This window comes from Umezawaea beigongshangensis (assembly GCF_016464305.1).
In the GTDB taxonomy this organism is placed as follows: domain Bacteria; phylum Actinomycetota; class Actinomycetes; order Mycobacteriales; family Pseudonocardiaceae; genus Umezawaea_A; species Umezawaea_A beigongshangensis.
Genome location: NZ_JAEIOJ010000002.1, coordinates 435,369 through 462,056, shown reverse-complemented (window position 1 = coordinate 462,056; position 26,688 = coordinate 435,369). Strand labels below are relative to the sequence as shown.

Below are 26,688 nucleotides of genomic sequence, written 5' to 3'. Positions count from 1 at the left end.
CCGGCGCGGTCAGAAGACCTCGACGATCCCCATGATCGAGACCACGACCGCGCCCAGCACCAGCACGACGAGCACGGCGAGCACCGTCAGCACGATGATCGGCGCGCGGCGCGACGGCATGGGCTGCGCGTGCGACAACCCCGACGTCTGACCGGAGTCGGGCGGGGTGTCACCGGGGTTGACGCCACCGCCGGGTTCCAGGCCGGGTGTCGTCTCGGGCGGTGGGTCAGGAGGAGTCGCGGTCATGCGTCCGGGCTACCCAGCACGAAGATCGCAAATCGCCCGACGGGGTTATCCCCGGGGCGCTGAGGGGTAACCGGGATCATGAGCGGCATCCAGGACGAACTGCTGAGGACGTTGACCAAGGTCGCGAAAGCGCTCCGCACGGCAGGCATCCCCTTCGCCCTGACAGGTGGTTGCGCGGGGTACGCGCGGGGAGGACCGCCCAGCGAGCACGACGTGGACCTGCTCGTGCGGGAGGAGGACACCGAAGCGGCCGTCTCCGCGCTCGTCGCGGCCGGAATGCGGTCCGCCGAGCCGCCGGAGGACTGGCTGCTGAAGGTCTACGACGGCGACTACCTCGTGGACCTGCTGTTCCGCCCCAACGAGCAGCAGGTGACCGACGAGGTGCTGGCGTGCGCGGAGGAGCTCCAGGTCGGCTCGGTGACGCTGCCCGTCATGCCCGCGACGGAGGTGCTGATCAGCAAGCTCGGTGTGCTGAGCGACCACCGCTGCGACTTCAGCGAGCTGCTGCCCTTCGCCCGCGCGCTGCGCGAGCAGATCGACTGGGACCGGGTCCGCGTCGAGACCGCCGACTCCCCCTTCGCGGAGGCGTTCCTGGTCCTGAGCGAACGGCTCGCCATCGTCGAGCCGCGGCGCGAACCCGTGGACTCGGTGCGATGAGCGGGGACGGAGAGGAGCACGTGATGACCACGTCCGGAGGAACGACGCAGGAGCCCGAGTCAGCCCAGTACCTGGCCGCGCGGTTGCAGCGCGCGCTCGCCGAGGACGCGCGCACGACCGAGCAGGGGGTGCGCGTGACCGTGCGCGGTGAGCACGTGCTGCTCTCCGGCGACGTCGCGTGCGCCGAGCGCCGCACCGAGGTGGAGGCGGTGGTCCACGAGGCCGCACCGGGGCTCCAGGTGCTCAACGACGTGCGGGTGGTGCCTGTGGGCGAGCCCGTGGGACAGGAGGAGATCCGATGACCCGCATCGCCGCGGTCGGCGACGTCCACCTCGGTGAGGACGCGCGGGGCCGCATGCGTCCCGCGCTGGAACGGCTGGGGGACCACGCCGACGTGCTGCTGCTCGCCGGTGACCTCACCCGGCACGGCACCGTGGAGGAGGCGCGGGTCGTGGCCGACGAGTTCGCCGACCTGCCGGTTCCCGTGGTGGCCGTCCTCGGCAACCACGACCACCACTCCGACCAGCAGGACGAGATCACCGCGCTGCTCGACGACCGCGGCATCCGCGTGCTGGAGGGTGACGGCGTGGTGCTGACGCTGGACGGGTGCCGCGTGGGCATCGCCGGGGTGAAGGGCTTCGGCGGTGGTTTCGCCGGGAAGTGCGGCAGCAACTTCGGCGAGCGCGAGATGAAGGCCTTCGTCGGTCACACCGTGGGGATCGCCGAGCGGCTGCGGGAGGCGCTCGCGGCGCTGGACGCCGACATGAAGATCGCGCTGACCCACTACGCACCCGTGCCGGACACGCTGCGGGGCGAGCCGCCGGAGATCCACCCGTTCCTCGGCTCCTACCTGCTGGGCGAGGCGATCGACGCGAACCACGCCGACCTGGCCGTGCACGGCCACGCCCACTTCGGCACCGAGCACGGCCTCACCCCCGGCGGGGTGCGGGTCCGCAACGTCGCGCAGCCCATCATCCGCACCGCGTACACGGTCTACGACGTGCGACCGGCCGGTGTACCCGCGTCCGCGGCCGGGTAGCCGATCGCCATGCGAGACTTCGCCGAGGACACGAGCAGGACGCACGGGCCCGCAGTGGTGCGGTCGGGTCCCTCCGACGAGACGGGCAGCGCTCCCGTCGTGGTCGTGGTCGACCCCGGTGGAACGGCCAGCCACGGCGAGCTGCCCGCGACCTGGCGCCCGCTGACCGAGCACCTCCGCGTCGTGTGGTGCCGCCTCCCCGCCGCCGACGGTCCGTGGCGTGCCGTGGACGAGGTGCTGGAGGGGTTGTCCGATCGCCGCGGAACCGTGCACCTGGTGTCCAGCGGTCCCGTCGCGGAGAACGTGCTCGACGCGGCGTCCCGGCACAGCGCTCTGCTCGACTCGGTGCTGCTGGTCGATCCGGAGGCGGGTGACACGCCCGTCCCGGCGGGCGCGGAGCAGATGGCGCGCTCGGTGTGGGAGGAGCGCACGATGCCGCAGCGCCGCGATCTCGCCGCCGCGGGCGTGGAGGTCCGCGTGGTGGCTCGCAGCCACGCGGGTGACACCGACCGGATCGACCCGCCGCTCCCGCTGGGACACCCCGAGGTCGTGATGGGGGTGACGCGCGAGCTGCTCGCGCTCGGCGAGCACCCGTCTCCGCACGTCGACCCGGCGAGGGCGTCGGTGCTGGGCGACGCGGTGAGCGCGGTGCTGCGCACGCTGGAGAACGCGCTCGACCGGGTGCGCCACACCTGATCCGGTTGCGCGGCGAGCAGCGGTGACTACGGTCGGAGGGGGTGAGGCGCTCGGCCGCGCCACCGCGCGAGGACCGGACCGGACCGGTCGGCCGAGCCCCTCCGGAGAGGAACGCCGTGCCCGATCCGCTTCCCACCGCGGGTTCAGACAGATCAGACGTCCTTCGCGTGCGCCGGGAGGTGCGCCACTTCGCCGTGGTGCTGCACGCCAGCGGTGAGCTCGACCTCACCACCACACCCGTCCTGGGCATGCACCTGAACGAGGCCGAGGCCGAGGTGACCGCACCGGCGCCGGTCGTGGTCGACCTGCGGCACCTCACCTTCTTCGGCTCCAGCGGCATGTCCCTGCTGCTGTCCCACCAGCAGGTGTGCCACGACCAGCGCACACCTCTGCGCGTCGTCGCCGGTTCCGACGCGGTGCTGCGCCCGCTCCGGGTGGCGGGCGTGGAGTCCCTGCTCGACCTCTACCCGACGATCTCCGCCGCGCTCGCCGCCTGACCACGCCGCGGGTGGTCCGCCGGGTGAGCACCTCGCGCGTCAGCAGAAGCGCCCCGGCCACGGGCGGCGGAGCGGGCTCGCGCGAGCCCGCCCCGCCGCCGCCCGGCTACCGGGGCGGGGTCGCCATCCCGTCGCCGAGGAAGAAGCTCGGGTGCGGCGGCTGGTTGTAGGCGGTGTTCTGCCACGCCAGCGCCGTCCGGTACTGGAGGTCGTGCGTCAGCGTCGTGATCCGCTGGCCGGTGACGTGCGGGGTGGAGTAGATCCGCAGTGCCCGGTTGTCGGTCGTCGGCCACACGACCTCCTCGCGCCAGTCCCCCAGGATGTCGCCGGACAGCGAGGGCGTCGCCTTGGTGCCGTTGTTCGAGTGCACGCCCGAGGCGGTCAGCAGCCTCGTCTCGCCTCCCGTGCCGTACTTGTCGATCCTGGTGGCGTCCAGCAGCTCGCGCACCGGATCGCCGTCCCACCAGACCAGGAAGTTGATCGACGACGGCTCCCGGCCGACCGACTGCCCGCGCGGGTTGCGCAGGCTCGTGTCCGACGCCGACCAGGACTCCGCGCCCGCGCTGCCCGCCCACACGTCCGCCGACACGCCGCGACCGTTGTCGGCGCCCGACGCCGTCGACCAGATCACCGAACCGGTGCGGGCGTCGGCGAACCACGACCCCGGCTTCGAGGTGTCCTCGGACACCTTGAACACCTCCAGGCCGGAGCGGGACGGGTCCAGGTCGCCCACGTGCAGCGCGTCGCCGTGACCCAGGCCCGTGTTCCACAGCCTGGCTCCGTTGTCGTCGATCGCGAGCGCGCCGTAGACGATCTCGTCCCGCCCGTCGGCGTCCAGATCGGCGACCGACAGGTTGTGGTTGCCCTGCCCGGCCGTGCCCGCGTTGGTGGAGGAGTTCGAGTCGAACGTCCAGCGCCTGGTCAGCGCGCCACCCCGGAAGTCCCACGCCACCACGACCGAGCGCGTGTAGTAGCCGCGCGCCATGATCAGGCTGGGCCGGGAGCCGTCGAGGTACGCCGTCGCCGCGAGGAACCGGTCCACCCGGTTGCCGTAGGAGTCGCCCCACGAGCTGACCGTGCCGCGCGGCGGCACGTAGTCCACCGTGGACAGTGCGGCGCCGGTCCTGCCGTCGAACACCGTCAGGTACTCCGGCCCGGTCAGGACGTAGCCGCTGGAGTTGCGGTGGTCCGCCGAGGCGTTGCCGATGACCCGGCCCGTGCCGTCCACGGTGGCGTCCGCGGTCTTCATCGCGACCTCGGCACGCCCGTCGCCGTCGTAGTCGTAGGCCTGGAACTGGGTGTAGTGCGCTCCGGCCCGGATGTTGCGCCCCAGGTCGATCCGCCACAGCCGCGACCCGCTGAGCGTGTAGGCGTCGACGTGGACGTTGCCGGTGGTGCCGGACTGCGAGTTGTCCTTGGCGTTGCTCGGGTCCCACTTCAGCACGAACTCGTAGTCCCCGTCGCCGTCGAGGTCGGCGACGCTCGCGTCGTTGGCCGAGTGGTCGGAGGACGGCGGCTGGATCGGCACGTCCAGGTGTCCGGCGGGGAACTGCAACGCGGCCGGTGACGCCGCCTGCTCGGTGCCGTTCACCACCGCGCGCACGGTGTACGCGCTGCCCGCCGCGGCGCCCGCGTCCAGGTGGTTGGTCGACGCCGTGATCGGACTGGCGTTGAGCTTCGTGGAACCCCGGTAGACGTTGAAGCCCACCGAGTCCGGGTCCGTGCGCAGCCAGCGCCAGCTCACGAGGTTGCCGTTGCCGGACCGGACGCTCACCACGCCCCGATCCAGGTTCTCGCGCTGACCGTTGACCACCGCCGCCGACGGCGTGCCGGGTTCCGCCGCGGCCGGCTGGGCGGCCACCGTGCCCGATGCGACGAGCGCCAGAGCTGGGAGCGCTCCCAGAACTGCTCGCAGATGTGCCACGAATCGTTCTCCTCACGGTCTGAGGTGCGGGGACGTGCGCGGCGGCGTGGTCGTCGGGCGACTAGATGAGTCCGCGGCGGGCGGCCCACACGATCGCCTGCACCGGCGTGCGAACGCCGAGCTGGTCGCAGATGGCTCTGGTGCGACGGCGGACCGTGCGGTCCGACATCTGGAGCCGTCGTCCCACCGCGTCGACGACCAGGCCGTCGGCGAGCAGGGCGAGCAGGGCGAGGTCGTCGGGTCTCAGGAGCGGTGCGGGCCGATCTGCTGCTGTCCGTGCTGCTGCTGTCGGGCGGGCTGCTGTCGTCTGCGCGGTGCCGATCACCACGTTCCTCCCGGTGTGCCGAGGGGTCCGGTCAGTGCGGGCGGCTGGCGGCGGGCTGCCCGTGGGACAGGCCGAGTGGTGCGATCACCCCTGTTGCTGCAACGTTTCAACCAGGTGACGCGAGTCAGCTTGGCGCGCGCCGCGATCCGGTGTCAAGCGCTCGGCGGACCGTGCGCGGCGGGTCGTGCTGCCGATCGGGTGAGTGGTCTGGACGACCCGCACCGCGCTCCGGCGCACGGCCGCCTCCGCGCCGGAACCGCGGGAGCAGGCGGTTCCGGCGCGGACGCGGTCAGCGGTCGCGCCTGGTGACCAGCTTCGCCAGTTCCATCAGCTCCGCCGCGGCGACCGGCTCGGCACCCGCGACACGCAGGTGCTCCGCGGCCAGCGAGAGCTGCTCGTCCGCCTTGGTCCGCGCCCAGCGCCGCCCACCGGCGACGTCGATCAGCTCGGCCGCCCGAGCGAGATCGGTCTCGGTGAGGACCTCGTCGCTGCGGTAGAGCGCGTCCAGCTCCCGCGCGGCGGCCGTGTGCGAGCTGAGCGCGGCCACCACGGGCAGGGACTTCTTGCGGTTCTGGAGATCGGAGAACACCGGTTTGCCCGTCACCTCGGGATCGCCCCAGATGCCCAGCAGGTCGTCGACGAGCTGGAACGCCAGCCCCAGCCGGGCTCCGAAGCCCCGCAGGTGCCGCACCCGGTCCGGATCGGCCCCGGCGGCGAGCGCGCCCAGCGCGCAGCACCCGCCGAGCAGGGCGCCGGTCTTGTACTCCGCCATGGCGACGCACTCGGCGAGCACGACGTCCGTGCGGTCCTCGAACGCCAGGTCCGCGCTCTGCCCGTCGAGCAGGTCCAGCACGGCCGCGTTGAGCACCCGCACCTGGTCCAGCAGCGCGGGGTGCCCGCTCGTGGCGAGCACCTCCAGCGCGAGCGTCTGGAGCGCGTCCCCGGCGAGCACCGCCGCGTTCGCCCCGAAGACCGTCCACGCCGTCGGCCGGTGCCGCCGCGTCTCGTCGCCGTCCATGACGTCGTCGTGCAGCAGCGAGAAGTTGTGCACCAGCTCCACCGCGACGGCGGCCGGCAGGGCGTTCGCGACGTCACCACCGGCGGCGCGCGCCGCGAGCAGCACCAGCGCGGGCCGCAGCGTCTTGCCGCCGTCGGCCGAGTCCACGCGGCCCTGCGCGTCGCGCCAGCCGAGGTGGTACGCCGCGATGTCCCGCATCGACGCGGGCAGCTGGTCCACCGCCGCCCGCAGCGCGGGCACGACGACGTCCCTGCTCCACAGCAGGACCTCGCCGGCCGACCTGCCCCGCTGGCCGGGGACCTCCGCGATCTCGGTCGTCCTGGTCACGGGTCAGCGTCCGATCTCGACGTGCTCCAGCACGCCGAGCGCGTCGGGAACGAGGATCGCGGCCGAGTGGTAGGCGCTCACCAGGTAGGACAGCACGGCGCGGTCGTCGATGCCGGTGAAGCGCACCGACAGGCCGGGTTCGTACTCGTCGGGGATGCCGGTCTGGCGCAGGCCGACGACACCCTGGTCCCGCTCGCCCGTGCGCATGACGAGGATCGAGCTGGTGCCCCGCTCGGTGATCGGGATCTTGTCGCACGGCAGGATCGGCACTCCTCGCCACGCCTGCAACGACCGCCCCTCCAGCTCGACGGTCGCCGGGTAGACGCCGCGGCGGCTGCACTCGCGGCCGAACGCGGCGATCGTGCGCGGGTGGGCCAGGAAGTACTCCGACTTCCGCCGCCGCGACAGCAGCTCGTCGAGGTCGTCGGGCGTGGGCGGGCCGGAGCGGGTGTGGACGCGCTGCTTGAGATCGGCGTTGGCGAGCAGGCCGAAGTCCGGGTTGTTGATCAGGTCGTGCTCCTGGCGCTCGCGCAGCGCGTGGATCGTCAGGCGCAGCTGCTGCTCGACCTGGTCCATCGGCTGGTTGTAGAGGTCCGCCACGCGGGTGTGCACCCGCAGCACGGTCTGCGCCACGCTCAGCTGGTACTCGCGGGGGCTCAGCTCGTAGTCGGCGAACGTGCCGGGCAACTCCACCTCGCCCTCGTGCCCGGACGCCAGGTCGATGGCCGCCTCGCCGTGCTTGTTCTGCGGGGCCGAGGTCGCCCTGGCCAGCGCGCGCTGCACGTGCGCCCGCAGCCCGCCTGCGCCGCCGTTCATGGACTCGAACACCGACCAGTCCAGCGTCAGCACGGTCACCGGCGTGACGGCCCGCACGGTGAAGTCCCACTCGCCCTGCGGCCCGGCCAGCACGTTCTCGCCGAAGTACTCGCCGTCGGCCAGCAGTCCCAGCTCGACGGGGCTCCCGTACTCGCCGACGCGCTCCTTGGCCACCTTGCCGTGCGCGATCAGCACGACCTGGTCCTCCGGGCGCCCGGCCTGCACGACGGTCTCACCGGGCTCGAACCGGCGCTGCACGAACCGGTCGGCGAGCGCGGCGAGCACCGCCTGGTCCTCGAACCCGCGGAGCAGGCCCAGCTCGCACAGCTCGCCCGGCACGACGCGGATGTCGGAACCGGTGTTGGAGAACGTGACGCGCCCGTCCCCGACCGCGTAGCTGAGCCGCCGGTTCACCCGGTAGGCGGCACCGGAGGTCTCCACCCACGGCAGGACCCTCAGCAGCCACCGCGGCGTGATGCCCTGCATCTGCGGCACGGACTTGGTGGTGGTCGCCAGGTTCCGCGCCGCGGCGGTGCTCAGGCTCAGCGGCGGCGCCGCGATGATCGGTTCCGTCGTGGTCACAGCGATGTCCACCTGTCGTGTTCGGTGCGGTGTTGGTGTGCTCGAAGACGTGCGCCGGCTCGCGCGGGGGCCCCGCGGGAACGGCGCGGTGCCCGGTCGGGGAGCGCGCAGTCGTGCCGGGTCCACGCGCGCAGCGCCGTGCGGTCCGCCGCGCGGGCGCGGGGCGGGGCCGTCCGGCTGGCCCGCGCCCGCGTGCGGACACCGGCCGCCCGCGCGGGCGGTTCGGACGACTGCACCGCCGCGGCCCTAGCCTTCCCGGCCCAGCTCGACGTGCTCCAGCACGCCCAGCGCGTCCGGCACGAGGACCGCGGCGGAGTAGTAGGCGCTCACCAGGTAGGAGATGACGGCCTTCTCGTCGATGCCCATGAAGCGGACCGACAGGCCGGGCTCGTACTCGTCCGGGATTCCCGTCTGGTGCAGGCCGACGACGCCCTGGTCCTGCTCGCCGACGCGCATCAGGAGCACGGAGCTGGTGCGGGTGCGGGTCACCGGGATCTTGTTGCACGGCAGGATCGGGATGCCGCGCCACGACGGCACCTGGTGGCCGCCGAGATCGATGCTGCTCGGGTAGAGCCCGCGCCTGCTGCACTCGCGGCCGAACGCGGCGATCGTGCGCGGGTGGGCCAGGAAGAAGCCGGGGTTCTTCCACACCGCGGCGAGCAGCTCGTCGAAGTCGTCCGGGGTGGGCGGACCGGAACGGGTGTGGACGCGCTGCCGGAGGTCGGCGTTGGCGAGCAGGCCGAAGTCCGGGTTGTTGATCAGCTCGTGCTCCTGGCGCTCGCGCAGCGCCTCGACGGTGAGGCGGAGCTGCTGCTCGACCTGGTCCATCGGCTGGTTGTAGAGGTCGGCGACCCTGCTGTGCACCCGCAGCACGGTCTGCGCCACGCTCAGCTCGTACTCGCGGGGGGTCAGCTCGTAGTCCACGAACGTGCCGGGCAGCGCGGCTTCGCCCTCGTGGCCCGAGGCGATGTCGATCGCGGCCTCGCCGTGCGTGTTCGCCGAGCTGTCGGGGCGCGGTCGCCGCACGTGCTCCAGCAGCGCCGCCGCGCGCCCGTTCAGCTGCGCCAGGGCCACCACCGGCAGCACCAGCACGGTCAGCGGGGTCACGGCCTTGACCGTGAAGTCCCAGTCGGTCTGCCGGCCCGCGAGGACCTCGTCGCCGAAGTACGCGCCGTCGGCCATGACGCCGAGGACGGTCTGGTCGCCGTACTCACCGGTGCCGATCTTGCTGACCTTGCCGTGCGCGATCAGCACGACCTCCTCGGCGGGACGCCCCTCCTGGACCACGACGTCGCCCGGCTCGTACTGCCGCTGCACGAAGCGGGTCGCCAGCTCGGCCAGCGCGGTCTCGTCCTCGAAGCCGCGCAGCGACGGCAGTTCGCACAGCTCCTGCGGCACGACCCGGATCTCCGAGCCCGTGCTGGTGAACGTGACGCGCCCGTCCCCGACCGCGTAGCTGAGCCGCCGGTTCACCCGGTAGGCGCCACCGGCGGCCTGCACCCACGGCAGCACCTTCAACAGCCACCGCGACGAGATGCCCTGCATCTGCGGCGTGGTCTTGGTGGTCGTCGCGAGGTTCCGCGCCGCCGCCGTGCTCAGGCTGAGCCGCGGCCTTTCACCCAGACCGTTTTCCGTGACAGCAGTCACAACACGAACCGCCTATCTGATTGAACCGCGAACCGGTGGCACCGGGCGGGAATGGCGACGACGTCGCGCTGTCCGACCGAAACGAGCGGCGCTGACCATAGTTCAGGGGCAAACACCTCGGGAAGGGGGCACAAAGAGGTACCGCTCCACGGAGTGAATTTCGATCATCGAGCACACCGCCCCACCAGCGCCGGGGCGCCGCCGTCGTCGAGTGGTTCCGCGCGTTCCGCCGGGGCGCACGCAAAACACGATCGGACGAAAAAAAGAACACTCCTTCGTGGTAGCGGTGCTCGTCGGAGTAGACCGGGACAGGTGGCCCCACCGGTCGGCGGCGCTGCTCCCGGCCTTCCCCGGCGCACCGGGGAAGTTCTTGTCACCCGCGGAACAAGAACGCCCAGCGGAATTCGTCCCGGAGCAACAGTTCCTCCTGGCGTGAATGCGCAGGGGGCCGGAGCGCGTCCGCGCGGGATAGAGTCTGCGCACCACCGTTTCCCCGTCGAGGAGAAGCATGCGAAAACACGGAGTCGTGTTCGCCGGAATCGTCGCGACCGGAGTTCTCGCCGGGTGCGCGGACGATCCGCCACCCCCGATGAAGACCTACGGCACTGCCGCTGAACTGGGCGGTGCTCTCCGGGAGGCGATGGCGCGGCACGGGAGCGCGACCGTCGACCTCGACCTCGGCGCGAGCGGCCGGGGAACGTGCGTCGTGCGCACGAGCGGGGAACCGGGGACGCGCTGCGAAATGGCCGGAACGGAATCGTCCGGCGGTGCGGCGGTCGATTACACGATGCTGTCCGGGCTCGTCTACGTGAAGGTGCCGCAGGGGCTCGGTGATCGGCCGTGGGTCGAACTCGCCCCGATCGAGGACGCGAACCCCCTCGCGCAGGCGATGGCCGACGTCGGCGCGCACGTCCGCGACTCGGCCGACGTGCGCGTGGCGCTGCCGGACGGCGCGACCATCACCGATCGTGCGGAGGAGACCGTCGGGGGGACGCGGACCGTCCGCTACGCGCTGGCGGTGCCCGTCGTGGCGGGTGGCGGCGACCGCAACCTCGACCAGCTCGCCGAGCAGGGCGTCACCTCCTACACGACCGTGGTGTGGGTCGGAAGCGACGACCTGCCGGTGAAGTCCGAGGTGGTGACCGCGGTTCCCGGCACGTCACCGGTGAGCGTGCTGGCCACCTACCGCGACTGGGGCGGTCCGGTGGAGATCACCCCGCCGCCGGTGGAGCAGAGGGGAGAGCTGCCGGCCGTCGCGCCGGGCTGAGAAGTTCACCCGGTCGGGGCCGCCGCGAACGCGGGCGGGCGGCCCCGGCCGGTTCGAGGTCAGGACCGGCGGCGACGGCGCTGGAGCAGCAGGAGGGTCGTGCCCGCCACCACCAGGAGGGCCGCGAGGCCGAGCGGGAGGGCGAGGGACGTGCCGGTGCTCGCCAGGCGGGAGACGTCCCTGGTCGAGGTGTAGCGGTCGGGGGCGTCGGGCGGGCCGCCACCACCGGCGAGCACCGTGGTGGTGGGCGTCGTCGTGCCGGTGGTCGTCGTGCCGGTGGTCGGGGTGCCCGTGCCGCTCGTCGTGCTCCCGGTGGTCGTCGACCCGGACGTGCCGCTGGTCGTCGTGGTCGTCGCGCCGGTCGTCGTCGTCGTGGTGGTGGTCGTGGTGGTGGTGGTCGTCGGATCGGTCGTGCCGCCCGCCGTCACCGGGAACGTGTGCAGCAGGGTGTCCTGGCCAGGCAGCAGGGTGCAGTCCGAGGTGAAGGTGCCCAGGCCCGTCTCGGCACCGGTGGCCGTGCGCGGGGTCAGCGTCGTGCTGAAGTTCCCCACGGAGATCGTCGTCGTGCCCGCGTTGGGCAGGCTCACCGGCGGCGCGCTGCCGCGGGCGACGGCGTCGAAGGAGCCCGACGTCGGCACCGCCGTCTCGCCGATGGTCAGCTGCGGCACGACCGGCAGCGCGAACCCGGCGTTGTCGATCACGGTGTCGGCCTTCGCGGTGCCGGACACCGTCGTGGCGCCGACCAGCGAGAGGCCCTGCGTCGCCGTCGGCGGTACGGCTGCCGTGGCGGTCACCAGCACCTCGGGGATCGGCTGCCCGACCACGGCGGAGTCCGGGAGCTGCTCGGCGACGATCGTCACCGTCATGTCCTGGGCACCGATGAGCGGGAACGGGCAGTTGTAGGTGAGCACGAGCGTGCTGGTCGCGGCGGAGCTCGTGCCGGCGCCGGTGAACGCCACGGCGCCGAGCACGAACGCGCCCGCCGCCGCTGCCGCTGATCTGCGGAGAGTGATCATCTCGTCCTTCTTCGCTGGAACTTCGTGCGGGGCTCGCGCCGTGCCGGCGCGGGAGACGGCGGGCCCGCGTCCGCGAGCCCGCCGTCGGGGAGGGGGATCACCGCCCGGCGATGGTGAGGCCGATCGTGTTGCCGGAGCCGGGGATCGAGCTGTTCACGATCGGGGTGACCAGGCCGCAGCTCTCGAACCGGGGGATCGTGTAGGTGCCCGAGAGCGTGCCGCCGGTGATCGGGTCGAAGCCGGGGGCCGAGGTGAGTCCGATGTCGGCCGGAGCCGTCGTCCGGCACCGGTGGGTCGGCTTGACGACCTGCACGCCCAGCACTCGGACGTCCGTGAGCCCGATGACCACCGAGGACCTCGCGGTGACCGCGCCGTCCGCGAGGGTGCCGGTCGTCCTGCCCAGCGGCGTCATCTCGACGGTCGCCCTGGCGGGCAGGAGGTTGAAGAGCGTGAAGCTGCCGGTGCTCTCCGGCAGGTCCAGGTCGGCGGTGAAGTTCCCGCTGAGCAGGTCCAGCTCGGCGGCCAGCGTGCCGGGGCCGAGCGGCAGGTCGGAGTTCAGCTTCGCGATCCTGGTCGAGCCCCCGACGTCGTAGGTGATCCGCACCGGCTCGTTCGGCGGAGCCGTCGTGGTGGTCGTGGTCGGGTCGGTGGTCGTCGTGGTCGTCGTGGTCGGCTCGGTGGTGGTGGTGGTGGTCGGGTCGGTGGTCGTGGTCGTCGGCGGCTGGGTGGTCGTGGGAGGAGCCACCTCGACGGTGTGCAGCAGGGTGTCCTGGCCGGGGGTCAGCGTGCAGTTCGAGGTGAAGGTGCCCAGGCCCGTCTCGGCGCCGGTGGCCGTGCGCGGGGTCAGCGTCGTGCTGAAGTTCCCCACCGAGATCGTCGTCGTCCCGGCGTTGGGGAAGGTCACCGGCGGCGCGCTGCCCGCGGCGACCGCGTCGAAGGGGCCGGAGGCGGGCACCGGGGTGGAGGCGACGGTCAGCGCGGGGGTGATCGGCAGCTGGACGCCCGCGTTGTCCACCGTGGTCACCGCCGAGGCGGTGCCCTCGATCGAGGTCGCGCCGACCAGCGTCAGGCCCTGGGTGGCCGTGGCCGGGACGGTGGCGGTCGCGGTGACCCGCACGGCCGGGTTCGGCTCGCCCGCCACGGGCGCGTCCGGCAGCTGCTCGGCCACGATCCGCACCGACACGCTCTGGTCGCCGATCAGCGGGAACGGGCAGGTGTAGCCGAGGGTCAGCGACGCGGTGGCGGCCGCACCCGTGCCGGCACCCGCGAAAACGACCACGCCGACGACCGTCGCGGCGACCGTCAGCCCGCTGACGAACGTCGTCCACCTGAGGCTCTTCTTCATCGTCCACTACTCCTCGTGCACGAATCGATGCGAGAACGCGCCGTTGCGCGGAAAGCGATGACAATGCCGTGAAGCAGCCGGAAGGACGGGCTACTCGTTGGTAAACTACTCAGCGGTAGGCATTGTTGCAACCACGTGAACAGCGGTTCTCGGATTTACCTCACCGCAGCAACAGAACGTTCGGAAGAACTTGTCATCCGGATGACAAGAGCGTCTGCCGCGTCTTGTGCGGTGTCGCTCGGTGGAAGTATTTTCACATTGTTGCGGCATCGATCGAGGAGTGCGCATGAGGATCTCCGCCGCGGTCGGCGCGCTCTGCGCGACGGCACTCGTGGTCGGCACGGTTCCCGCTGCGGGCGCACCGGAGCCGGCGCTCGTCGGCGCGGGGGCGCGGGACCCGCTGCCCGGCGTCGTCGTGCGCTACCGCGTCGACGGCGTGTCGCACCTCGCGAAGCTCGGGTCCGACCTCGTGATCGGACCGGGGGAGATGGTGGCCGAGATCGACCTGCTGACCGGGCGGATCAGCGGCGTGCTCACCCTCCCGCCCAGCAGCGGCCGGTTCCTGGCCTTCGGGTTCGTGCCGACGACCTCCGACGTCGTCCTCGCTCCGGTGGGCGAGGTGACCGGCACGATCGTGAACGGGCGGATCACCGCGCACGTCGACCTGGACATCGGCCTGACGCGCACCGCCGTCGACGGCGTCGACCTGCGGATCGGGGAGGGCTGCCGCACGCGGCAACCGGCCTCGATCGACCTGGAGGGCCCGTTCGACCTGGCGCGCATCCCGCTGACCGGCACCTACGCGATCCCCGCCTACGGCGGCTGCGGGGCGGACGAGCCCCTGGACCCCCTGCTGACCGGGCTCGTCTCCGGGCCGGGCAACGACCTGGAGATGACGCTCACGTCGACGGTCTGACCGGGTCGGGCTCGCCGTCCGCGTCGCAGGTCAGCAGGCGCAGGGCGCGCAGCGCGACGGCGATGTCGAACAGCGCGTCCGGGTCGTGCAACCGTTCGCCGAACAGCTCCTCCAGCTGGCGCAACCGGTAGCGCACGGTCTGCGGGTGCACGTCGAGGCTCGACGCCACCTCCGGCGCGCTGCCGCGCGTGTCCACCCACGCCGACATGGTCTCGCGCAACCGTTGCTGCTGCTTCGGCGTCAGCCCCTCCAGCGGCGCCAGCGCCCGGCTCACGAGTTCGCGCACCAGCGCCTCGTCGGACAGCAGCAGCAGCGTCGACAGGTGGTCGGCGCACGCCACGACCGGCGCGTCGGCGATGACGCCGGACTCGATGAGCGTCAGCGCGCGCCGGGCCCAGCGCAGCGACTTCGGCGCGTCGGCCAGCGCCACGGGAGGGCCGATCGCCGCGCGCCGACCGCCCAGCCGCTGCTCCAGGGTGTCGAGCTGACGGCCGGGGTCGGTGATCAGCAGGCACGGATCGCTGCCCTCGACGTCGACGAGGACGTCCTCGTGCAGCGTCGGGGTGGGCAGCTGGTGCTGGTCGGTGCGGCGTTCCAGGGCCACGACCTGCACGTTCTCCGGCAGTGGCCAGTCCGCCGCCTCGGCGAGTTCCGCGATGGCAGACGGCGGGTACGGGGGCTCGGCGAGGATCAGCTCCAGCAGCCTCTTGCGCCTGCGCTGCACCGCACCGGCTGCCCTGGCCTGCGCGTCGGCGTAGCCCTCCATCGAGCGCAGCGACAGCTCGTCGATGTAGGCGAAGATCGCCTCCGCGATGAGGCACATGGTGGCCAGCGGGACGCGCTCCTGCTGGCCGAACTCGGAGATGCGCCGCCACGCCACGCGCGCGCCGATCCGGTACGCCGTCTGCAACCGGTCGAGGCTGCGGCCCTCGCCGACCTCCAGCTTGCCGAGCAGCCGGAAGAACTCGGCCCGGTCGTCCTGGCGCGCGCCGGGGTCGACCATGCGGTCGATGAACTGGTGGATCGCCTGCTCGACGCCGTCGACGACGACCTGCCCGAACACGCCCTCCAGCGGTCTGGCGTACTGCGGGACGGCGCGCTGGATCTCGCGCAGGACGTCGGTGGCGACGGACGCGGCGCGCGCCCTGAACTTCGGCGCGAGGTCGCCGGGCAGCTGCTCCCACACCTCTTCGGGGCCGCCGGGGAGCCGGTCGCCCCGTGTCCGCTGGGCCGGAGGAGCGCCGCCGGCCCCGGCGGGACCGGGAAGCGGGTGTCCGTTTCGCTTCATGCTCCCGCTCGCCCTCCGTCGGGTCGTGATGCGCACAAAGTCGATTCCGCGGCCGACCTCTCCGGTCCGGTTCACAATTCGGATCACTGTATTTTTGATCATGAAAGCTGTCAACCGGAGTCGGTGGCCGTCCACCCCGATCGGCCGAACGGAGACGATCTCCGGGAAAACGCGTCCCACTCCTTTTCGGAGCAACGAGCGACGTCCGTTCGGCCGCTTCCCGGCGCAGTTCTCCGTCGAAGGTGAGTGAATCGAATCCGATCTTTGTCACGCGCGTGCCGAGTGTCGCCGAGCGCCTTGTCGGGTATGGCTTCCCGCCGTAGCGTACTGGCCAGTAGGTAGTTGCCCCGGCTCGTCGAGCACCCCTTCCCCCCGTGCCTGGAGAACGCGCATGCACGCAGACCGCGCCGTCGCAGTCCTGCGCAGGAGAGCGCTGGGACTGCTGCTCGTCGCCCTGGTCCTCGGCGGGTTCGCGTTCTCCGTCGCGGTCTACGAGCGCGTGTTCACCCGCTCGGTGCACGTGCTCCTGCGCACCGACCACGTCGGCAACCAGCTCCAGACGGACTCGGACGTCAAGGTGCTGGGGATCGTCGTGGGCCGGGTGAGCGAGGTCCGGTCCCGCGACGGCGGCGCGGAGCTGGACCTCGCGCTCGTCCCGGAGGCGGTCGCGGACGTCCCGGCCGACGTGTCCGCGCGCCTGCTGCCCAAGACGCTGTTCGGCGAGCGCTACGTCAGCCTCGTCGTCCCGGACGCGCCCTCGTCGGCGCACCTGCGCAGCGGGGACGTCATCGACCAGGACCGCACGTCCGGCGCGATCGAGCTGGAACGCGTGCTCGCCGACCTGATGCCCACGCTGCGGGCCGTGCGACCGCAGCAGCTCGCCGTGACGCTCACGTCGGTGGCCGACGCGCTGCGCGGACGCGGGGAGGCGCTGGGGGACGCGCTGGTGGAACTCGACGCGCTGCTGCGCGAGCTGAACCCGCACCTGCCCGCGCTGACCGAGGACATCAGCCGCTTCGCGGACGTCACCGGTGTGCACGCCGACGCGGCACCCGACCTCGCGCGGGCGCTGGACGACCTCGCCGTCACCAGCACCACGATCTCCGAGCGCCGCGACGACCTGCTCGCCGTCCACCGCGGGGTCGCGTCGGCCTCGCACGACCTCGACGGCTTCCTGCGCGACACCGGGAACGACCTGATCCGGCTCAGCGCGGCCAGCCAGCCCGTGCTCGACGTGCTCGCCGCGTACGCGCCGGAGTACCCGTGCCTGCTCGACGCCGTCGACGCGCTGCGTCCCCGCGTCGACCGCGCGCTGGGCCGGGGCACCGATCGGCCGGGCCTGCACGTGACGCTGACCGTCGTGCCCGCCCGCGCGCCGGGCGACGGGCCCGTCGCCCCGTCGAGCGGTCCGCGCTGCCCGTCCCCGCCGAGCGGCGGGGGCACGGCCCCGTCCGGGGTGGCCGGATCGCCGGAGGAGGGACGGCTGATCGCCGCGCTCGCCGCGCCCGGCCTCGGCCTGAGCCCGCAGGAGGTGCCGAGCTGGAGCGGCCTGCTGCTCGGGCCCCTCTACCGCGGAACGGAGGTGGTGGCGTGGTGAGAGGAGTGCTCGCCCCGCTGGTCAAGCTCGCGGTGTTCGCCGTCGTCACCGTCGCCGCGACGGCGTTCCTCGCCGCCACCCTCGCCGGGGTGGACGACGCGGGCGACGTCGTCTACACCGCGCGCTTCACCGACGTGACCGCGCTGGCCGAGGGCGACGACGTGCGGATGTCCGGTGTCCGGATCGGCCGGGTCGAGTCGCTGTCGCTGGTGGACGACGAGGTGGTCGACGTCGGCTTCTCCGTCGAGGGCGACCGCAGGCTCGCCGCGTCGGTCACCGCGACCGTCAAGTACCGCAACCTCGTGGGCCAGCGGTACGTCGCGCTGGAGCAGGACGCCGGGCCCGTGCGCGACGCCCTGCCGCCCGGCGGTCTCGTCCCGCTGGAGCGCACCACCCCGGCGCTGGACCTGACGGCCCTGTTCCACGGTTTCCAGCCGCTGTTCCAAGCGCTCGACCCCGACGACGTCAACGCGCTGTCGCTGGAGATCGTGCGGGTGCTTCAGGGCGAGGGCGGCACCGTCGACTCCCTGCTGGCGCACACCGCGTCGCTCACCAGCACCCTCGCGAGCCGCGACGAGGTGATCGGCCGGGTGGTCGACGACCTCAACTCCGTGCTCGGCGTCGTGGACTCCCGCGGTGACGCGCTGTCGGAGCTGATCGACGCCCTGCAACGCCTGGCCACCGGCTTCGCTCGGGACCGCGGCCCCGTCGGCGAGGCGATCGGCGGGCTCGCCGCGCTGACGGAGAGCACCGCGGGGCTCCTCGGCGACGCCCGCGCGCCGCTGCGCGACGACATCGCCTCGCTGGGCGTCGTCGCCGCGAACCTCGACTCGCCCGAGCTGGAGAGCTTCCTGCGCACCCTGCCGGTCAAGCTCGACGCGATCGGCCGCACCGCCTCCTACGGGTCCTGGCTCAACTTCTACCTGTGCTCGGCCACCGCCGACGTGCCCGCCGCACCAGGAGGTCCGCCCGCGGGCATCCCGCTGACCGAGGAGAGGTGCCGGCGATGAGACGGCGCGATCCCGTCGTCACCGGCGCCGTCGGCGTCCTGGTGCTGATCCTGGTCCTGCTCGGCGCGTTCTTCTCCGACGCGCTGCCGCTCCCCGGCGGCACCACCTACTCCGCGGACTTCCGCGAGGCCGCCGGGCTCCGCGAGGGCGACGAGGTGCGCCTCGCGGGCCTGAAGATCGGCGAGGTGCGTTCCGTCGCGCTGCGCGGCGACCACGTGCAGGTGGGCTTCGGGGTGCGCGACGTGCGGCTGCGCGACCGCAGCCGCGCCGAGATCCGCATCAAGACCCTGCTGGGGCAGAAGTACCTGGCCGTGGAGTCCGAGGGCGACGCGGAACTCGACCCCGACGACGCCATCCCGACCGAGCGGACCCGGTCGCCCTACGACGTGGTGCAGGCGTTCGAGGGGCTGTCCACGACGCTCGACCGCATCGACACCGCCCAGCTCGCCACGAGCTTCGACGTGCTGTCGCAGACCTTCCAGAACTCGCCGGAGAACGTGCGCGCCACCCTCGCCGGGCTGTCCGCCCTGTCGCGGACCATCTCCTCCCGCGACGAGCGCCTGGCGGCGCTGCTCGGTTCCACCCACCGGATCAGCGGCGCGCTCGCCGCCCGCGCCGAGCAGTTCGAGACGCTGCTGGCCGACGGCAACCTCCTGCTGGCCGAGGTCCGCGACCGCCGCGAGGCCGTCGCGGCGCTGCTCGCCGGGACGCGCGACCTGTCCACCCACCTCTCCGGGCTCGTCGAGGAGAACACCGCCGCGCTGCGGCCCGCGCTGGACCGGCTCGGCGCGGTCGCCGACGTGCTCCAGCGCCACCAGGACGACCTCGACCGCGGGCTGCGGCTCGCCGCGCCGTACTACCGGCTCGTGAGCGGCGTCGTGAGCAGCGGTCCCTGGGTCGACGCGTGGATCTGCGGGCTGGTCCCGGCCCCGGCGCAGCGCCGCGACTGCGACCCGGCCGTGCTGCGGGGCGACCGGTGACGCGCCGGGGGGTGCGGGCGGCGTCGGTGGCGCTCGTCGTGCTGCTCGTGGTCACCAGCGCGGGCTTCTGGGCGCTGGGCGACCCCGGCCGCCGCGTCACCGCGCACTTCACCTCGGTCGTCGGCGTCCACCCCGGCTCCGACGTGCGGGTGCTCGGCGTGCGGGTGGGCGAGGTGGTCAAGGTCGTGCCGGGTCCGGCCGACGTGCGCGTCGTGCTGCGGCTGGACGACGACGTCGACGTCCCGGCCGGCGTCAACGCCGTGATCGTCGCGCCCAGCGTCGTCAGCGACCGCTACGTGCAGCTCGCTCCCGCCTACACCGGAGGGGAGCGGATCGCCGCGGGCGCGGTCGTCCCGGTGAGCCGCACCGCGGGCGCCGTGGAGCTCGACGAGCTCTACGCGAGCCTCGACGAACTGCTGGTCGCGCTCGGACCGGAGGGCGCCAACGCCGACGGCTCGCTGTCGCGGCTGCTCGACGTCGGCGCCGCCGCCCTCGACGGCAACGGCGAGACGATCGGGCGGACCGTCGACGACCTCGCCGAGGCCACCAGGACGCTGGCCGACACCGGTGACGACCTCTTCGGCACCGTGGACGGCCTCCAGACGTTCACCACCGCCCTCGCCCGCGACGACGAGCAGGTGGGGCTGGCGATCGACCAGCTCGCCGACGTCGCCGAGTTCTTCGCCGCCGAGCGCGAGGACCTCGGGGCCGCGCTGACCGAGCTCGCCACCGCGCTCGGCGACGTCGAGGCGTTCGTCCGCGACAACCGGGAGAGCCTGCGCGTCGGCGTGGAACGGCTCGCGCCCGTCGCGGGACGCCTCGCCGACCAGCGCGCCGCGCTGGCCGAGGTGCTCGACACCGTGCCGCTCGCCCTGCACGGCCTCGTGCGCGCCGCCGACCCGGCCACCGGCACCCTCACCGCGCGGGCGAACCTGCCCGAGTACTCCAACCCGGCCGTGCTCCCGCTGCCGCTCGTCGCCGGAGGCCGCTGATGCGCCCACCCGTGCTGCTCGCGCTGGCGCTCCTGCTGTCCGGGTGCTCGGTGCCCACCGCGCACGACCTGCCGCTGCCCGGCGGGGCCGATCTCGGCGACCGGCCGCTGCGGGTCGTGGTGGAGTTCGACGACGTGCTCGACCTGGTGCCGCAGGCCGCGGTGAAGGTCGCCGACGTCCCGGTGGGGCGGGTCGAGGACGTCGCGCTGTCGGAGGACGGCAGCGTCGCCGAGGTCACCGTCCTGATCAACGGCTCGGTGTCCCTGCCGGCCGACGCGCTGGCACGGCTGCGCCAGTCGAGCCTCCTCGGCGAGAAGTACGTCGAACTCCTCGCCCCCGAGGACGGCGAGGGCGCGCTGACCGACGGCGCGCGCGTCCCGCTGGCCCGCACCGGCCGCAACCCGGAGGTGGAGGAGGTCCTCGGAGCGCTGTCGCTGCTCCTCAACGGCGGCGGCATCGCCCAGATCAGGGACATCTCGCGCGAGCTGAACCGCGCCACCGGAGGCCGGGAGCCGCAGATCCGCTCCCTGCTGGAACAGCTCGACGTGCTGAGCACGGGACTGGACGGGCACCGCGACGAGATCACCAGGGCGCTCGACGGACTCGACCGGCTCGCCGGGACGCTCGACGGCGAGCGCGACCGGATCGGCCACGTGCTCGACGACCTCGAACCGGGGCTGCGCGTGCTGGAGCAGCAGCGCGGCGACCTCGTCGCGCTGCTCACCTCGCTGGACACCCTGTCCGACGTGGCGGTCGACGTGGTGCGGCGCAGCCGGGACGACCTCGTCGCCGACCTGGAGGCGCTGGCTCCCGTGCTCCAGCAGCTCGCCGCGGCGGGCGAGGACCTGCCGCGGTCGCTGGAGCTGCTGTTCACCTACCCGTTCACCGACGCCGTCCTCGACGGCATCCGGGGCGACTACCTCAACACGCACGTGACGCTGAACCCCCGCACCGGAGGCGGCTGATGCTCAGCGGGGCCAGCAGGGCCAGGATCGCGGCCTTCGTCGTCGTCGCGCTGCTGGGCGTGAGCTACACCGGAGCGCGCTACGCCGGGCTCGACCGGTTCTTCGACGGCGGCGACCTCGTCGTGCGCCTCGAACTGGCCGACGCGGGCGGGGTGTTCAGCAACGCCGAGGTCACCTACCGCGGCGTCGCGGTGGGCCGGGTCGGCCCGCTGCGGCTGGACGGCCCGCGCGGCGTGACCGCCGACCTGGTCATCGACGCGGACGCCCCGCCGATCCCCGCCGACGTGCTCGCCGTCGTCGCCAACCGCTCCGCCGTGGGCGAGCAGTACGTCGACCTGCGTCCCCGTTCGGCGGACGGCCCCGTGCTGGTGGACGGCTCGGTCGTGCGGCGGGAGGACACCCGGCTGCCGCTGCCCGTCGACCAGGTGCTCACCCACCTCGACGGGTTCGCCTCGTCGGTGCCCACCGACTCGCTGGCCGTCGTCGTCGACGAGCTGGACGAGGCGCTGCGCGGCAGGGGAGCGGACCTGGGGCTGCTGCTGGACACCACGAGCGCGTTCACCCGGCAGGCGCGGGAGCACCTGCCGCAGACCACGCGCCTGATCACCGACGCGGGGCCCGTGCTGCGGACCCAGCTGGACCACGCGGCGGCGCTGCGGTCCTTCGCCGCCGACGCGGAGCTCGTCGCCGCGCGGTTGCGCGACGCCGACGCCGACGTGCGCTCGATCATCGAAACCGCGCCGCGCGCGGCGGGAGAGGTCGGCGCCCTGCTGCGCGAGTCCGGCCCGGCGCTGGGCACGCTGCTCGCGAACCTCGTCACGACCGCCGACGTGCTCGTGACCCGGCGCGGTCAGGTCGAGCAGATCCTGGTGACCGCGCCGGACGCCGTCACCGCCGGATCGGCCGCCTTCGGCGCCGACGGCGCGAACTTCGGGCTGAGCCTCACGTTCTTCGACCCGCCGCCCTGCACCGCGGGGTACGGGGGCACCCCGCTGCGCGGCGGCCTGGACGTCGGGCCGGGCCAGCCGCTCAACGAGGCCGCGGGCTGCACGGCCCCCGCACCCTGACCGCCGGTGGTCACCGCGTCCACCCGTCCGGCGCGACGCTCACCGGGTCGGTGGAACCGTGCCGAGACGCGCTGATCGCTGCGTTAAGGTGATTCGCGGAAAACCGATTCAGTCGAGGAGTTCGAAGAATCGGAGAACTGCCGCCTGAGGAGTGACCGTGCGGGTCAAGCGTCCCACCATCGCCGACATCGCCAGGGCCGCCGGGGTCTCCAAGGGCGCGGTGTCCTACGCCCTGAACGACCGGCCGGGCGTGTCGCGGGAGACGCGGGAACGCATCGTCGAACTCGCGCGGAGCCTCGGCTGGGCGCCCAGCAGCGCCGCCCGCGCCCTGTCCGACGGCCGCGCCGACGCGATCGGGCTCGTGGTCGACCGGCCCGCGCGGGTGCTCGGCGTGGAGCCGTACTTCATGCAGCTCATCTCCGGGGTGCAGGACGCGCTCGACGGCGGCACGACCGGTCTGCTGCTCCAGGTGTCCGACGACCAGGACGTGGAGATGGCCACCCACCGGCGGTGGTGGGCCGAGCGCCGCGTCGACGGCGTGCTGCTCGTCGACCTGCGGGTGGCCGACCGGCGCGTGCCGCTGGTCCGGGAGATCGGCCTGCCCGCCGTCGCGCTGGGCGAACCCGGGGCCGAGGGGCACCTGCCGTGCGTCTGGACGGACGACCGCGTGGCGATCGACGAGGTGCTGGAGTACCTGGCGGCGCTGGGGCACCGCCGGGTCGTGCGCATCGCCGGCCCGCGGGAGTTCGTGCACACCGGGGTGCGCTCCGGGGCGTTCACCGAGGCCGCGAACCGGCTCGGGCTGACCGGGGCGCGGGTCGTGCACGCCGACTACAGCGACGCCGCCGCCGCGCGGCTGACCCGCAGGCTGCTCGCCACCGCGACCCCGCCGACCGCGCTGCTGTTCGACAACGACGTGATGGCGGTGGCCGCGCTGGGCGTGGCCGACGAGCTGGGGCTGTCCGTGCCGCGCGACCTGTCCCTCGTGGCCTGGGACGACTCGGCGCTGTGCCAGCTCGTGCGACCGGCGCTGAGCGCCGTGCGCAGGCCCATCGCCGAGCGCGGCGCGGCGGCGGTGTCGCTGCTGCTCGACCTCGTCGCCGGTGGGGAGCCGCGCGACGTGCGCACGGGCGATCCGGTGCTCGTGACGCGGGCCAGCACGGGGCCGGCACCGCGGAGTCGCTGAACCGATTCACCACCATTGTCGAGCCGACCGCCGCTTGACACTTAACCGGTTCATTGATTGCATCGCCGTGACTCGGGACTCGGGCACAGCGATGTGAGGAGCGACCGTGGGACCACGAAGGGGTGTGGCGGCGTGGACGGCCGCGGGCGTGGCCGTCGCGCTCGGGCTCGCCGGGTGCGGCGGCTCGGAGGACAGCGGTGCGGCGGGCGCCGCGCTCACCTACTGGGCCAGCAACCAGGGCACCAGCCTCGACCACGACAGGCAGGTGCTGACGCCGGAGCTGGAGAAGTTCGAGCAGCGGACCGGCATCTCCGTCGAGCTGGAGGTCATCCCCTGGACGGACCTGCAGAACCGCGTCCTCGCGGCCACCGCCAGCGGCGAGGGGCCCGACGTCGTCAACATCGGCAACACCTGGTCGGCCTCCCTCCAGGCCACGGGCGCGTTCCTGCCCTTCGACGAGCAGACGATCGGCCGGGTGGGCGGTGAGGACAGGTTCCTGGCGAGCACCCTCACGTCGACCGGCGCCGAGGGGCGGCCGCCGGTGGCCGTGCCGCTGTACGGACTGGCCTACGGCCTGTTCTACAACAAGAGGCTGTTCGCCGAGGCGGGCATCGCGCAGGCGCCGAGGACGTGGGCGGAGTTCGTCGACGCGGCGAAGAAGCTCACCGTGCCGGAGAAGCGGCAGTGGGGCCTCGGCATCATGGGCGCCAGCTACACCGAGAACGCCCACTTCGCGTTCATCTTCGGCCGTCAGAACGGCGCTCGGCCGTTCGAGGGCGACGAGCCGCGGCTCGACTCGCCGCAGATGGTCGACGGCGTGAGCCAGTACGTCGACCTGCTGAGCACCCACCGGGTCGTCAACCCCAGCGACGCCGAGTACGTCAACGACACCCAGGTCGTCAAGGACTTCGCGGCCGGCAGGACGGCCATGATCATGATTCAGAACTACGCCACCGCCGCCATCAGGTCGAACGGCATGGCCGACGACGCCTACGGGGTGGCCCCGATCCCGGTGCTCGACCCGCTGCCGCCGGGCGGGAAGAAGATCAGCAGCCACGTCGCCGGGATCAACGTCGGGGTGTTCGCCAACAGCGACGACACCGAGGGCGCGCTGGAGTTCGTGGACTTCCTGACCAGCACCGAGGAGCAGAAGATCCTCAACGGCACCTGGGGCTCGCTGCCGGTGGTCCGCGAGGCGTACGACGACCCGAGGTTCCGGGGGCCGCTGATCGACGTCTTCCAGCAGGTGCTCGCCGAGTCGGCCGAGACGATGCCGATGGTCCCGGCGGAGGCGCAGTTCGAGACCCTGGTCGGCACCGCGGTCAAGGACGTCCTCGCCGACGCGGCCAGCGGCGAGACCGTCGACGAGCAGGTCGTCGAGGACGCGCTCGCGGCCGCCGACCAGCGGATGAGGGCGGGGGGATGAGCACCACCACCCCGTCGCGCCGGGGTGGTGGGCAGGCGGGAGCGGCTCCGACCGGGCCGCTCCCGCCGTCCGCGGCGGGGGAGCGGGCGCCGCGGCGGCGCGTCCCCCGGACCTGGTTCCCCCACCTGATCCTGCTGCCCGCGCTGCTGGTCGAACTGCTCGTGCACGTGGTGCCCGTGCTCGTGGGCGTGTTCACCAGCCTGCTCCAGCTCGACCAGTTCTCCCTGCGCGACTGGTCGGCCGCGCCGTTCGTCGGGTTCGGCAACTACGCCGTCGTGATCGACCTGTCCTCGCCCGTCGGCGCCGACCTGCTGCGCTCCTTCGGCACCACGGCCCTCTACAGCGCGCTCGTCGTCGGCCTGTGCTGGGTGATCGGCCTCGCCGCCGCGGTGGCGCTGCACCCGCCGTTCCCCGGCAGGGGACTGCTGCGCACGCTGTTCCTCGTGCCGTTCGCGCTGCCGGCCTTCGCCTCGGTCATCACCTGGAACTTCATGCTCCAGCGCGACACCGGGCTGGTGAACTCGCTCGTCGTGGACGTGCTGGGACTCACCGGCGAACGGCCGTTCTGGCTGGTGGGGGAGAACAGCTTCGCCAGCCTCGTCGTGGTCAGCGTGTGGCGCACCTGGCCGTTCGCGTTCCTCACCCTCACCGCGGGGATGCAGAGCATCCCGGCCGAGCTGTACGAGGCGGCGAACGTCGACGGCGCCGGACCGTGGTGGCGCCTGCGGATGGTGACCCTGCCGATGCTGCGGCCGGTCAACGCCGTGCTGGTGCTCGTGCTGTTCCTGTGGAGCTTCAACGACTTCACCACACCGTTCACCCTGTTCGGGCAGGCCGCGCCCGCCGAGGCCGAGGTGATCTCGCTGCACGTCTACAACTCCTCGTTCCAGACGTGGAACTTCGGCCTCGGTTCCGCGATGTCGGTGCTGCTGGTGCTGTTCCTGCTCGCGGTCAGCCTGGCGTACACGGGATTCCTGCGGTGGAGGCGAGACGAGTGAGAAGTCCTCTGTGGACCAGGTGGGCGCGCGGTGGCGTGCTCGTCGTGCTGACGCTGTTCGTCTGCGCACCGCTGTACGTGATGGCCGTGTCCTCGGTCGCACCCCTGCGCGACGTGCAGGGGCCGTTCACGTGGCTGCCGTCGGCGCTCACGCTGGAGCCGTTCTCCCAGATGTGGAAGACCGTTCCGCTGGGCCGGTACTTCCTCAACAGCGCCGTCGTGGCGCTCGCCGCGACGGCCTGCTCGCTGGTGCTGGCGGTCCTGGCCGCCTACGCGATCAGCCGCTACCGCTTCCGCGGCCGGAGCGGCTTCCTCACGACGGTGCTGTCCACCCAGATGTTCCCCGGCATCCTGTTCCTGCTGCCGCTGTTCCTGATCTACGTCACCGTCGACCGGACGCTCGGCACGGAGCTGTTCGCCACCAGGACCGGCCTCGTCGTCACCTACCTGACCTTCGCCCTGCCGTTCTCCGTCTGGCTGCTCGTCGGCTACTTCGACTCGATCCCGCGCGAGCTGGACGAGGCGGCGCTGGTCGACGGCACCGGCCCGCTCGGCGCGCTGTTCCGGGTGGTGCTGCCGACCGCGCTGCCCGGCGTGGCCGCGGTGGCGATCTACGGGTTCATGACGGCGTGGGGCGAGGTGCTGTTCGCCTCCGTGCTCACCGACGACCGGACCAGGACGCTCGCCGTCGGCCTGCGCGGGTACGCGACCCAGTCCAACGTCTACTGGAACCAGGTCATGGCGGCGTCGCTGGTCGTCAGCGTCCCCGTCGTGCTCGGCTTCCTGCTGCTGCAGAGGGCGCTGGTGCAGGGACTGACCGCGGGCGCGGTCAAGTCCTAGTCCGACTCACCTCCCACCCCGC

The 26,688-nt window shown here is 72.9% G+C and carries 26 protein-coding genes; 17 read left to right on the top strand and 9 right to left on the bottom strand.

What is annotated here, in order from left to right; genetic code table 11:
- Positions 1 to 9: 9 nt before the first annotated feature.
- Complete coding sequence (locus IMZ35_RS06685) at positions 10 to 246, bottom strand: DUF6480 family protein (protein WP_199440024.1); 237 nt, start codon at positions 244 to 246, stop codon at positions 10 to 12.
- A gap of 78 nt (positions 247 to 324) precedes the next feature.
- Between IMZ35_RS06685 and IMZ35_RS06680 the strand changes: the two genes are divergently transcribed.
- The 5 genes from IMZ35_RS06680 to IMZ35_RS06660 all read left to right on the top strand — a co-directional run bounded on the left by IMZ35_RS06680 (position 325) and on the right by IMZ35_RS06660 (position 3,135).
- A complete protein-coding gene (locus tag IMZ35_RS06680; RefSeq protein ID WP_199440023.1) occupies positions 325 to 903 on the top strand; it encodes a nucleotidyltransferase family protein in 579 nt (192 codons plus the stop codon).
- Positions 904 to 926: 23 nt separating this feature from the next.
- The gene (locus IMZ35_RS06675) at positions 927 to 1,205 is read left to right on the top strand and encodes a BON domain-containing protein (RefSeq protein WP_199440022.1); all 279 of its coding nucleotides are present in this window, start codon (positions 927 to 929) and stop codon (positions 1,203 to 1,205) included.
- Positions 1,202 to 1,942 carry a metallophosphoesterase family protein gene (locus IMZ35_RS06670; RefSeq protein ID WP_199440021.1) on the top strand — a complete coding sequence of 247 codons (741 nt, stop codon included), beginning with the start codon at positions 1,202 to 1,204 and terminating at the stop codon, positions 1,940 to 1,942. The genes IMZ35_RS06675 and IMZ35_RS06670 overlap by 4 nt, the downstream gene beginning before the upstream one ends.
- 9 nt (positions 1,943 to 1,951) lie before the next feature.
- Positions 1,952 to 2,638 (top strand): hypothetical protein, encoded by a 687-nt coding sequence (locus tag IMZ35_RS06665; RefSeq protein WP_199440020.1) that lies wholly within the window; start codon positions 1,952 to 1,954, stop codon positions 2,636 to 2,638.
- Positions 2,639 to 2,805: 167 nt separating this feature from the next.
- Complete coding sequence (locus tag IMZ35_RS06660) at positions 2,806 to 3,135, top strand: STAS domain-containing protein (protein ID WP_199440019.1); 330 nt, start codon at positions 2,806 to 2,808, stop codon at positions 3,133 to 3,135.
- Between the two features lie 106 nt (positions 3,136 to 3,241).
- On the opposite strand, the gene IMZ35_RS06655 is transcribed toward IMZ35_RS06660, so the two are convergent.
- From IMZ35_RS06655 to IMZ35_RS06635, 5 genes are all read right to left on the bottom strand, one after another.
- On the bottom strand, positions 3,242 to 5,059 hold the full coding sequence (locus IMZ35_RS06655) for a rhamnogalacturonan lyase (RefSeq protein WP_307867820.1): 1,818 nt from the start codon (positions 5,057 to 5,059) through the stop codon (positions 3,242 to 3,244).
- A gap of 61 nt (positions 5,060 to 5,120) precedes the next feature.
- On the bottom strand, positions 5,121 to 5,384 hold the full coding sequence (locus IMZ35_RS06650; RefSeq protein ID WP_307867819.1) for a helix-turn-helix transcriptional regulator: 264 nt from the start codon (positions 5,382 to 5,384) through the stop codon (positions 5,121 to 5,123).
- 289 nt (positions 5,385 to 5,673) lie between these two features.
- Positions 5,674 to 6,729 carry a family 2 encapsulin nanocompartment cargo protein polyprenyl transferase gene (locus tag IMZ35_RS06645; RefSeq protein WP_307867818.1) on the bottom strand — a complete coding sequence of 352 codons (1,056 nt, stop codon included), beginning with the start codon at positions 6,727 to 6,729 and terminating at the stop codon, positions 5,674 to 5,676.
- 3 nt (positions 6,730 to 6,732) lie between these two features.
- Positions 6,733 to 8,133: a family 2B encapsulin nanocompartment shell protein gene (locus tag IMZ35_RS06640; RefSeq protein WP_438816836.1), complete on the bottom strand. Its 1,401-nt coding sequence runs from the start codon at positions 8,131 to 8,133 to the stop codon at positions 6,733 to 6,735.
- Positions 8,134 to 8,373: 240 nt separating this feature from the next.
- Complete coding sequence (locus IMZ35_RS06635; protein ID WP_307867816.1) at positions 8,374 to 9,774, bottom strand: family 2B encapsulin nanocompartment shell protein; 1,401 nt, start codon at positions 9,772 to 9,774, stop codon at positions 8,374 to 8,376.
- Between the two features lie 508 nt (positions 9,775 to 10,282).
- Here IMZ35_RS06635 and IMZ35_RS06630 point away from each other — a divergent pair.
- On the top strand, positions 10,283 to 11,041 hold the full coding sequence (locus tag IMZ35_RS06630) for an SCO4651 family lipoprotein (protein WP_199440018.1): 759 nt from the start codon (positions 10,283 to 10,285) through the stop codon (positions 11,039 to 11,041).
- Between the two features lie 59 nt (positions 11,042 to 11,100).
- Here IMZ35_RS06630 and IMZ35_RS06625 read toward each other — a convergent pair whose 3' ends face one another.
- Positions 11,101 to 12,057, bottom strand: a complete 957-nt coding sequence (locus IMZ35_RS06625; protein ID WP_199440017.1) for a DUF6801 domain-containing protein — start codon at positions 12,055 to 12,057, stop codon at positions 11,101 to 11,103.
- Between the two features lie 97 nt (positions 12,058 to 12,154).
- Positions 12,155 to 13,402, bottom strand: coding sequence for a DUF6801 domain-containing protein (locus IMZ35_RS06620; protein ID WP_199440016.1), 1,248 nt, complete (start codon positions 13,400 to 13,402; stop codon positions 12,155 to 12,157).
- Positions 13,403 to 13,688: 286 nt separating this feature from the next.
- Here IMZ35_RS06620 and IMZ35_RS06615 point away from each other — a divergent pair, with 286 nt between their 5' ends.
- A complete protein-coding gene (locus tag IMZ35_RS06615; RefSeq protein ID WP_199440015.1) occupies positions 13,689 to 14,318 on the top strand; it encodes a hypothetical protein in 630 nt (209 codons plus the stop codon).
- On the opposite strand, the gene IMZ35_RS06610 is transcribed toward IMZ35_RS06615, so the two are convergent.
- A complete protein-coding gene (locus IMZ35_RS06610; RefSeq protein WP_199440014.1) occupies positions 14,302 to 15,606 on the bottom strand; it encodes a PucR family transcriptional regulator in 1,305 nt (434 codons plus the stop codon). The two genes, IMZ35_RS06615 and IMZ35_RS06610, sit on opposite strands and share 17 nt — an antisense overlap.
- A 391-nt stretch (positions 15,607 to 15,997) precedes the next feature.
- Here IMZ35_RS06610 and IMZ35_RS06605 point away from each other — a divergent pair, with 391 nt between their 5' ends.
- The 10 genes from IMZ35_RS06605 to IMZ35_RS06560 all read left to right on the top strand — a co-directional run bounded on the left by IMZ35_RS06605 (position 15,998) and on the right by IMZ35_RS06560 (position 26,666).
- On the top strand, positions 15,998 to 17,203 hold the full coding sequence (locus tag IMZ35_RS06605) for an MCE family protein (protein WP_199440013.1): 1,206 nt from the start codon (positions 15,998 to 16,000) through the stop codon (positions 17,201 to 17,203).
- Positions 17,200 to 18,213 (top strand): MCE family protein, encoded by a 1,014-nt coding sequence (locus IMZ35_RS06600; RefSeq protein WP_199440333.1) that lies wholly within the window; start codon positions 17,200 to 17,202, stop codon positions 18,211 to 18,213. The genes IMZ35_RS06605 and IMZ35_RS06600 overlap by 4 nt, the downstream gene beginning before the upstream one ends.
- The gene (locus IMZ35_RS06595) at positions 18,210 to 19,193 is read left to right on the top strand and encodes an MCE family protein (RefSeq protein WP_229370834.1); all 984 of its coding nucleotides are present in this window, start codon (positions 18,210 to 18,212) and stop codon (positions 19,191 to 19,193) included. The genes IMZ35_RS06600 and IMZ35_RS06595 overlap by 4 nt, the downstream gene beginning before the upstream one ends.
- Positions 19,190 to 20,185 carry an MCE family protein gene (locus IMZ35_RS06590; RefSeq protein ID WP_307867815.1) on the top strand — a complete coding sequence of 332 codons (996 nt, stop codon included), beginning with the start codon at positions 19,190 to 19,192 and terminating at the stop codon, positions 20,183 to 20,185. The genes IMZ35_RS06595 and IMZ35_RS06590 overlap by 4 nt, the downstream gene beginning before the upstream one ends.
- The gene (locus IMZ35_RS06585; RefSeq protein WP_199440011.1) at positions 20,185 to 21,150 is read left to right on the top strand and encodes an MCE family protein; all 966 of its coding nucleotides are present in this window, start codon (positions 20,185 to 20,187) and stop codon (positions 21,148 to 21,150) included. Before IMZ35_RS06590 ends, IMZ35_RS06585 begins: the two co-directional genes overlap by 1 nt.
- On the top strand, positions 21,150 to 22,217 hold the full coding sequence (locus tag IMZ35_RS06580) for an MCE family protein (protein WP_199440010.1): 1,068 nt from the start codon (positions 21,150 to 21,152) through the stop codon (positions 22,215 to 22,217). Before IMZ35_RS06585 ends, IMZ35_RS06580 begins: the two co-directional genes overlap by 1 nt.
- Positions 22,218 to 22,374: 157 nt before the next feature.
- Complete coding sequence (locus IMZ35_RS06575) at positions 22,375 to 23,403, top strand: LacI family DNA-binding transcriptional regulator (RefSeq protein WP_199440009.1); 1,029 nt, start codon at positions 22,375 to 22,377, stop codon at positions 23,401 to 23,403.
- A gap of 106 nt (positions 23,404 to 23,509) precedes the next feature.
- Positions 23,510 to 24,829 carry an ABC transporter substrate-binding protein gene (locus tag IMZ35_RS06570; protein WP_307867814.1) on the top strand — a complete coding sequence of 440 codons (1,320 nt, stop codon included), beginning with the start codon at positions 23,510 to 23,512 and terminating at the stop codon, positions 24,827 to 24,829.
- Complete coding sequence (locus IMZ35_RS06565; protein ID WP_199440008.1) at positions 24,826 to 25,827, top strand: carbohydrate ABC transporter permease; 1,002 nt, start codon at positions 24,826 to 24,828, stop codon at positions 25,825 to 25,827. Before IMZ35_RS06570 ends, IMZ35_RS06565 begins: the two co-directional genes overlap by 4 nt.
- Positions 25,824 to 26,666 carry a carbohydrate ABC transporter permease gene (locus IMZ35_RS06560; RefSeq protein WP_307867813.1) on the top strand — a complete coding sequence of 281 codons (843 nt, stop codon included), beginning with the start codon at positions 25,824 to 25,826 and terminating at the stop codon, positions 26,664 to 26,666. Before IMZ35_RS06565 ends, IMZ35_RS06560 begins: the two co-directional genes overlap by 4 nt.
- Positions 26,667 to 26,688: the final 22 nt, after the last annotated feature.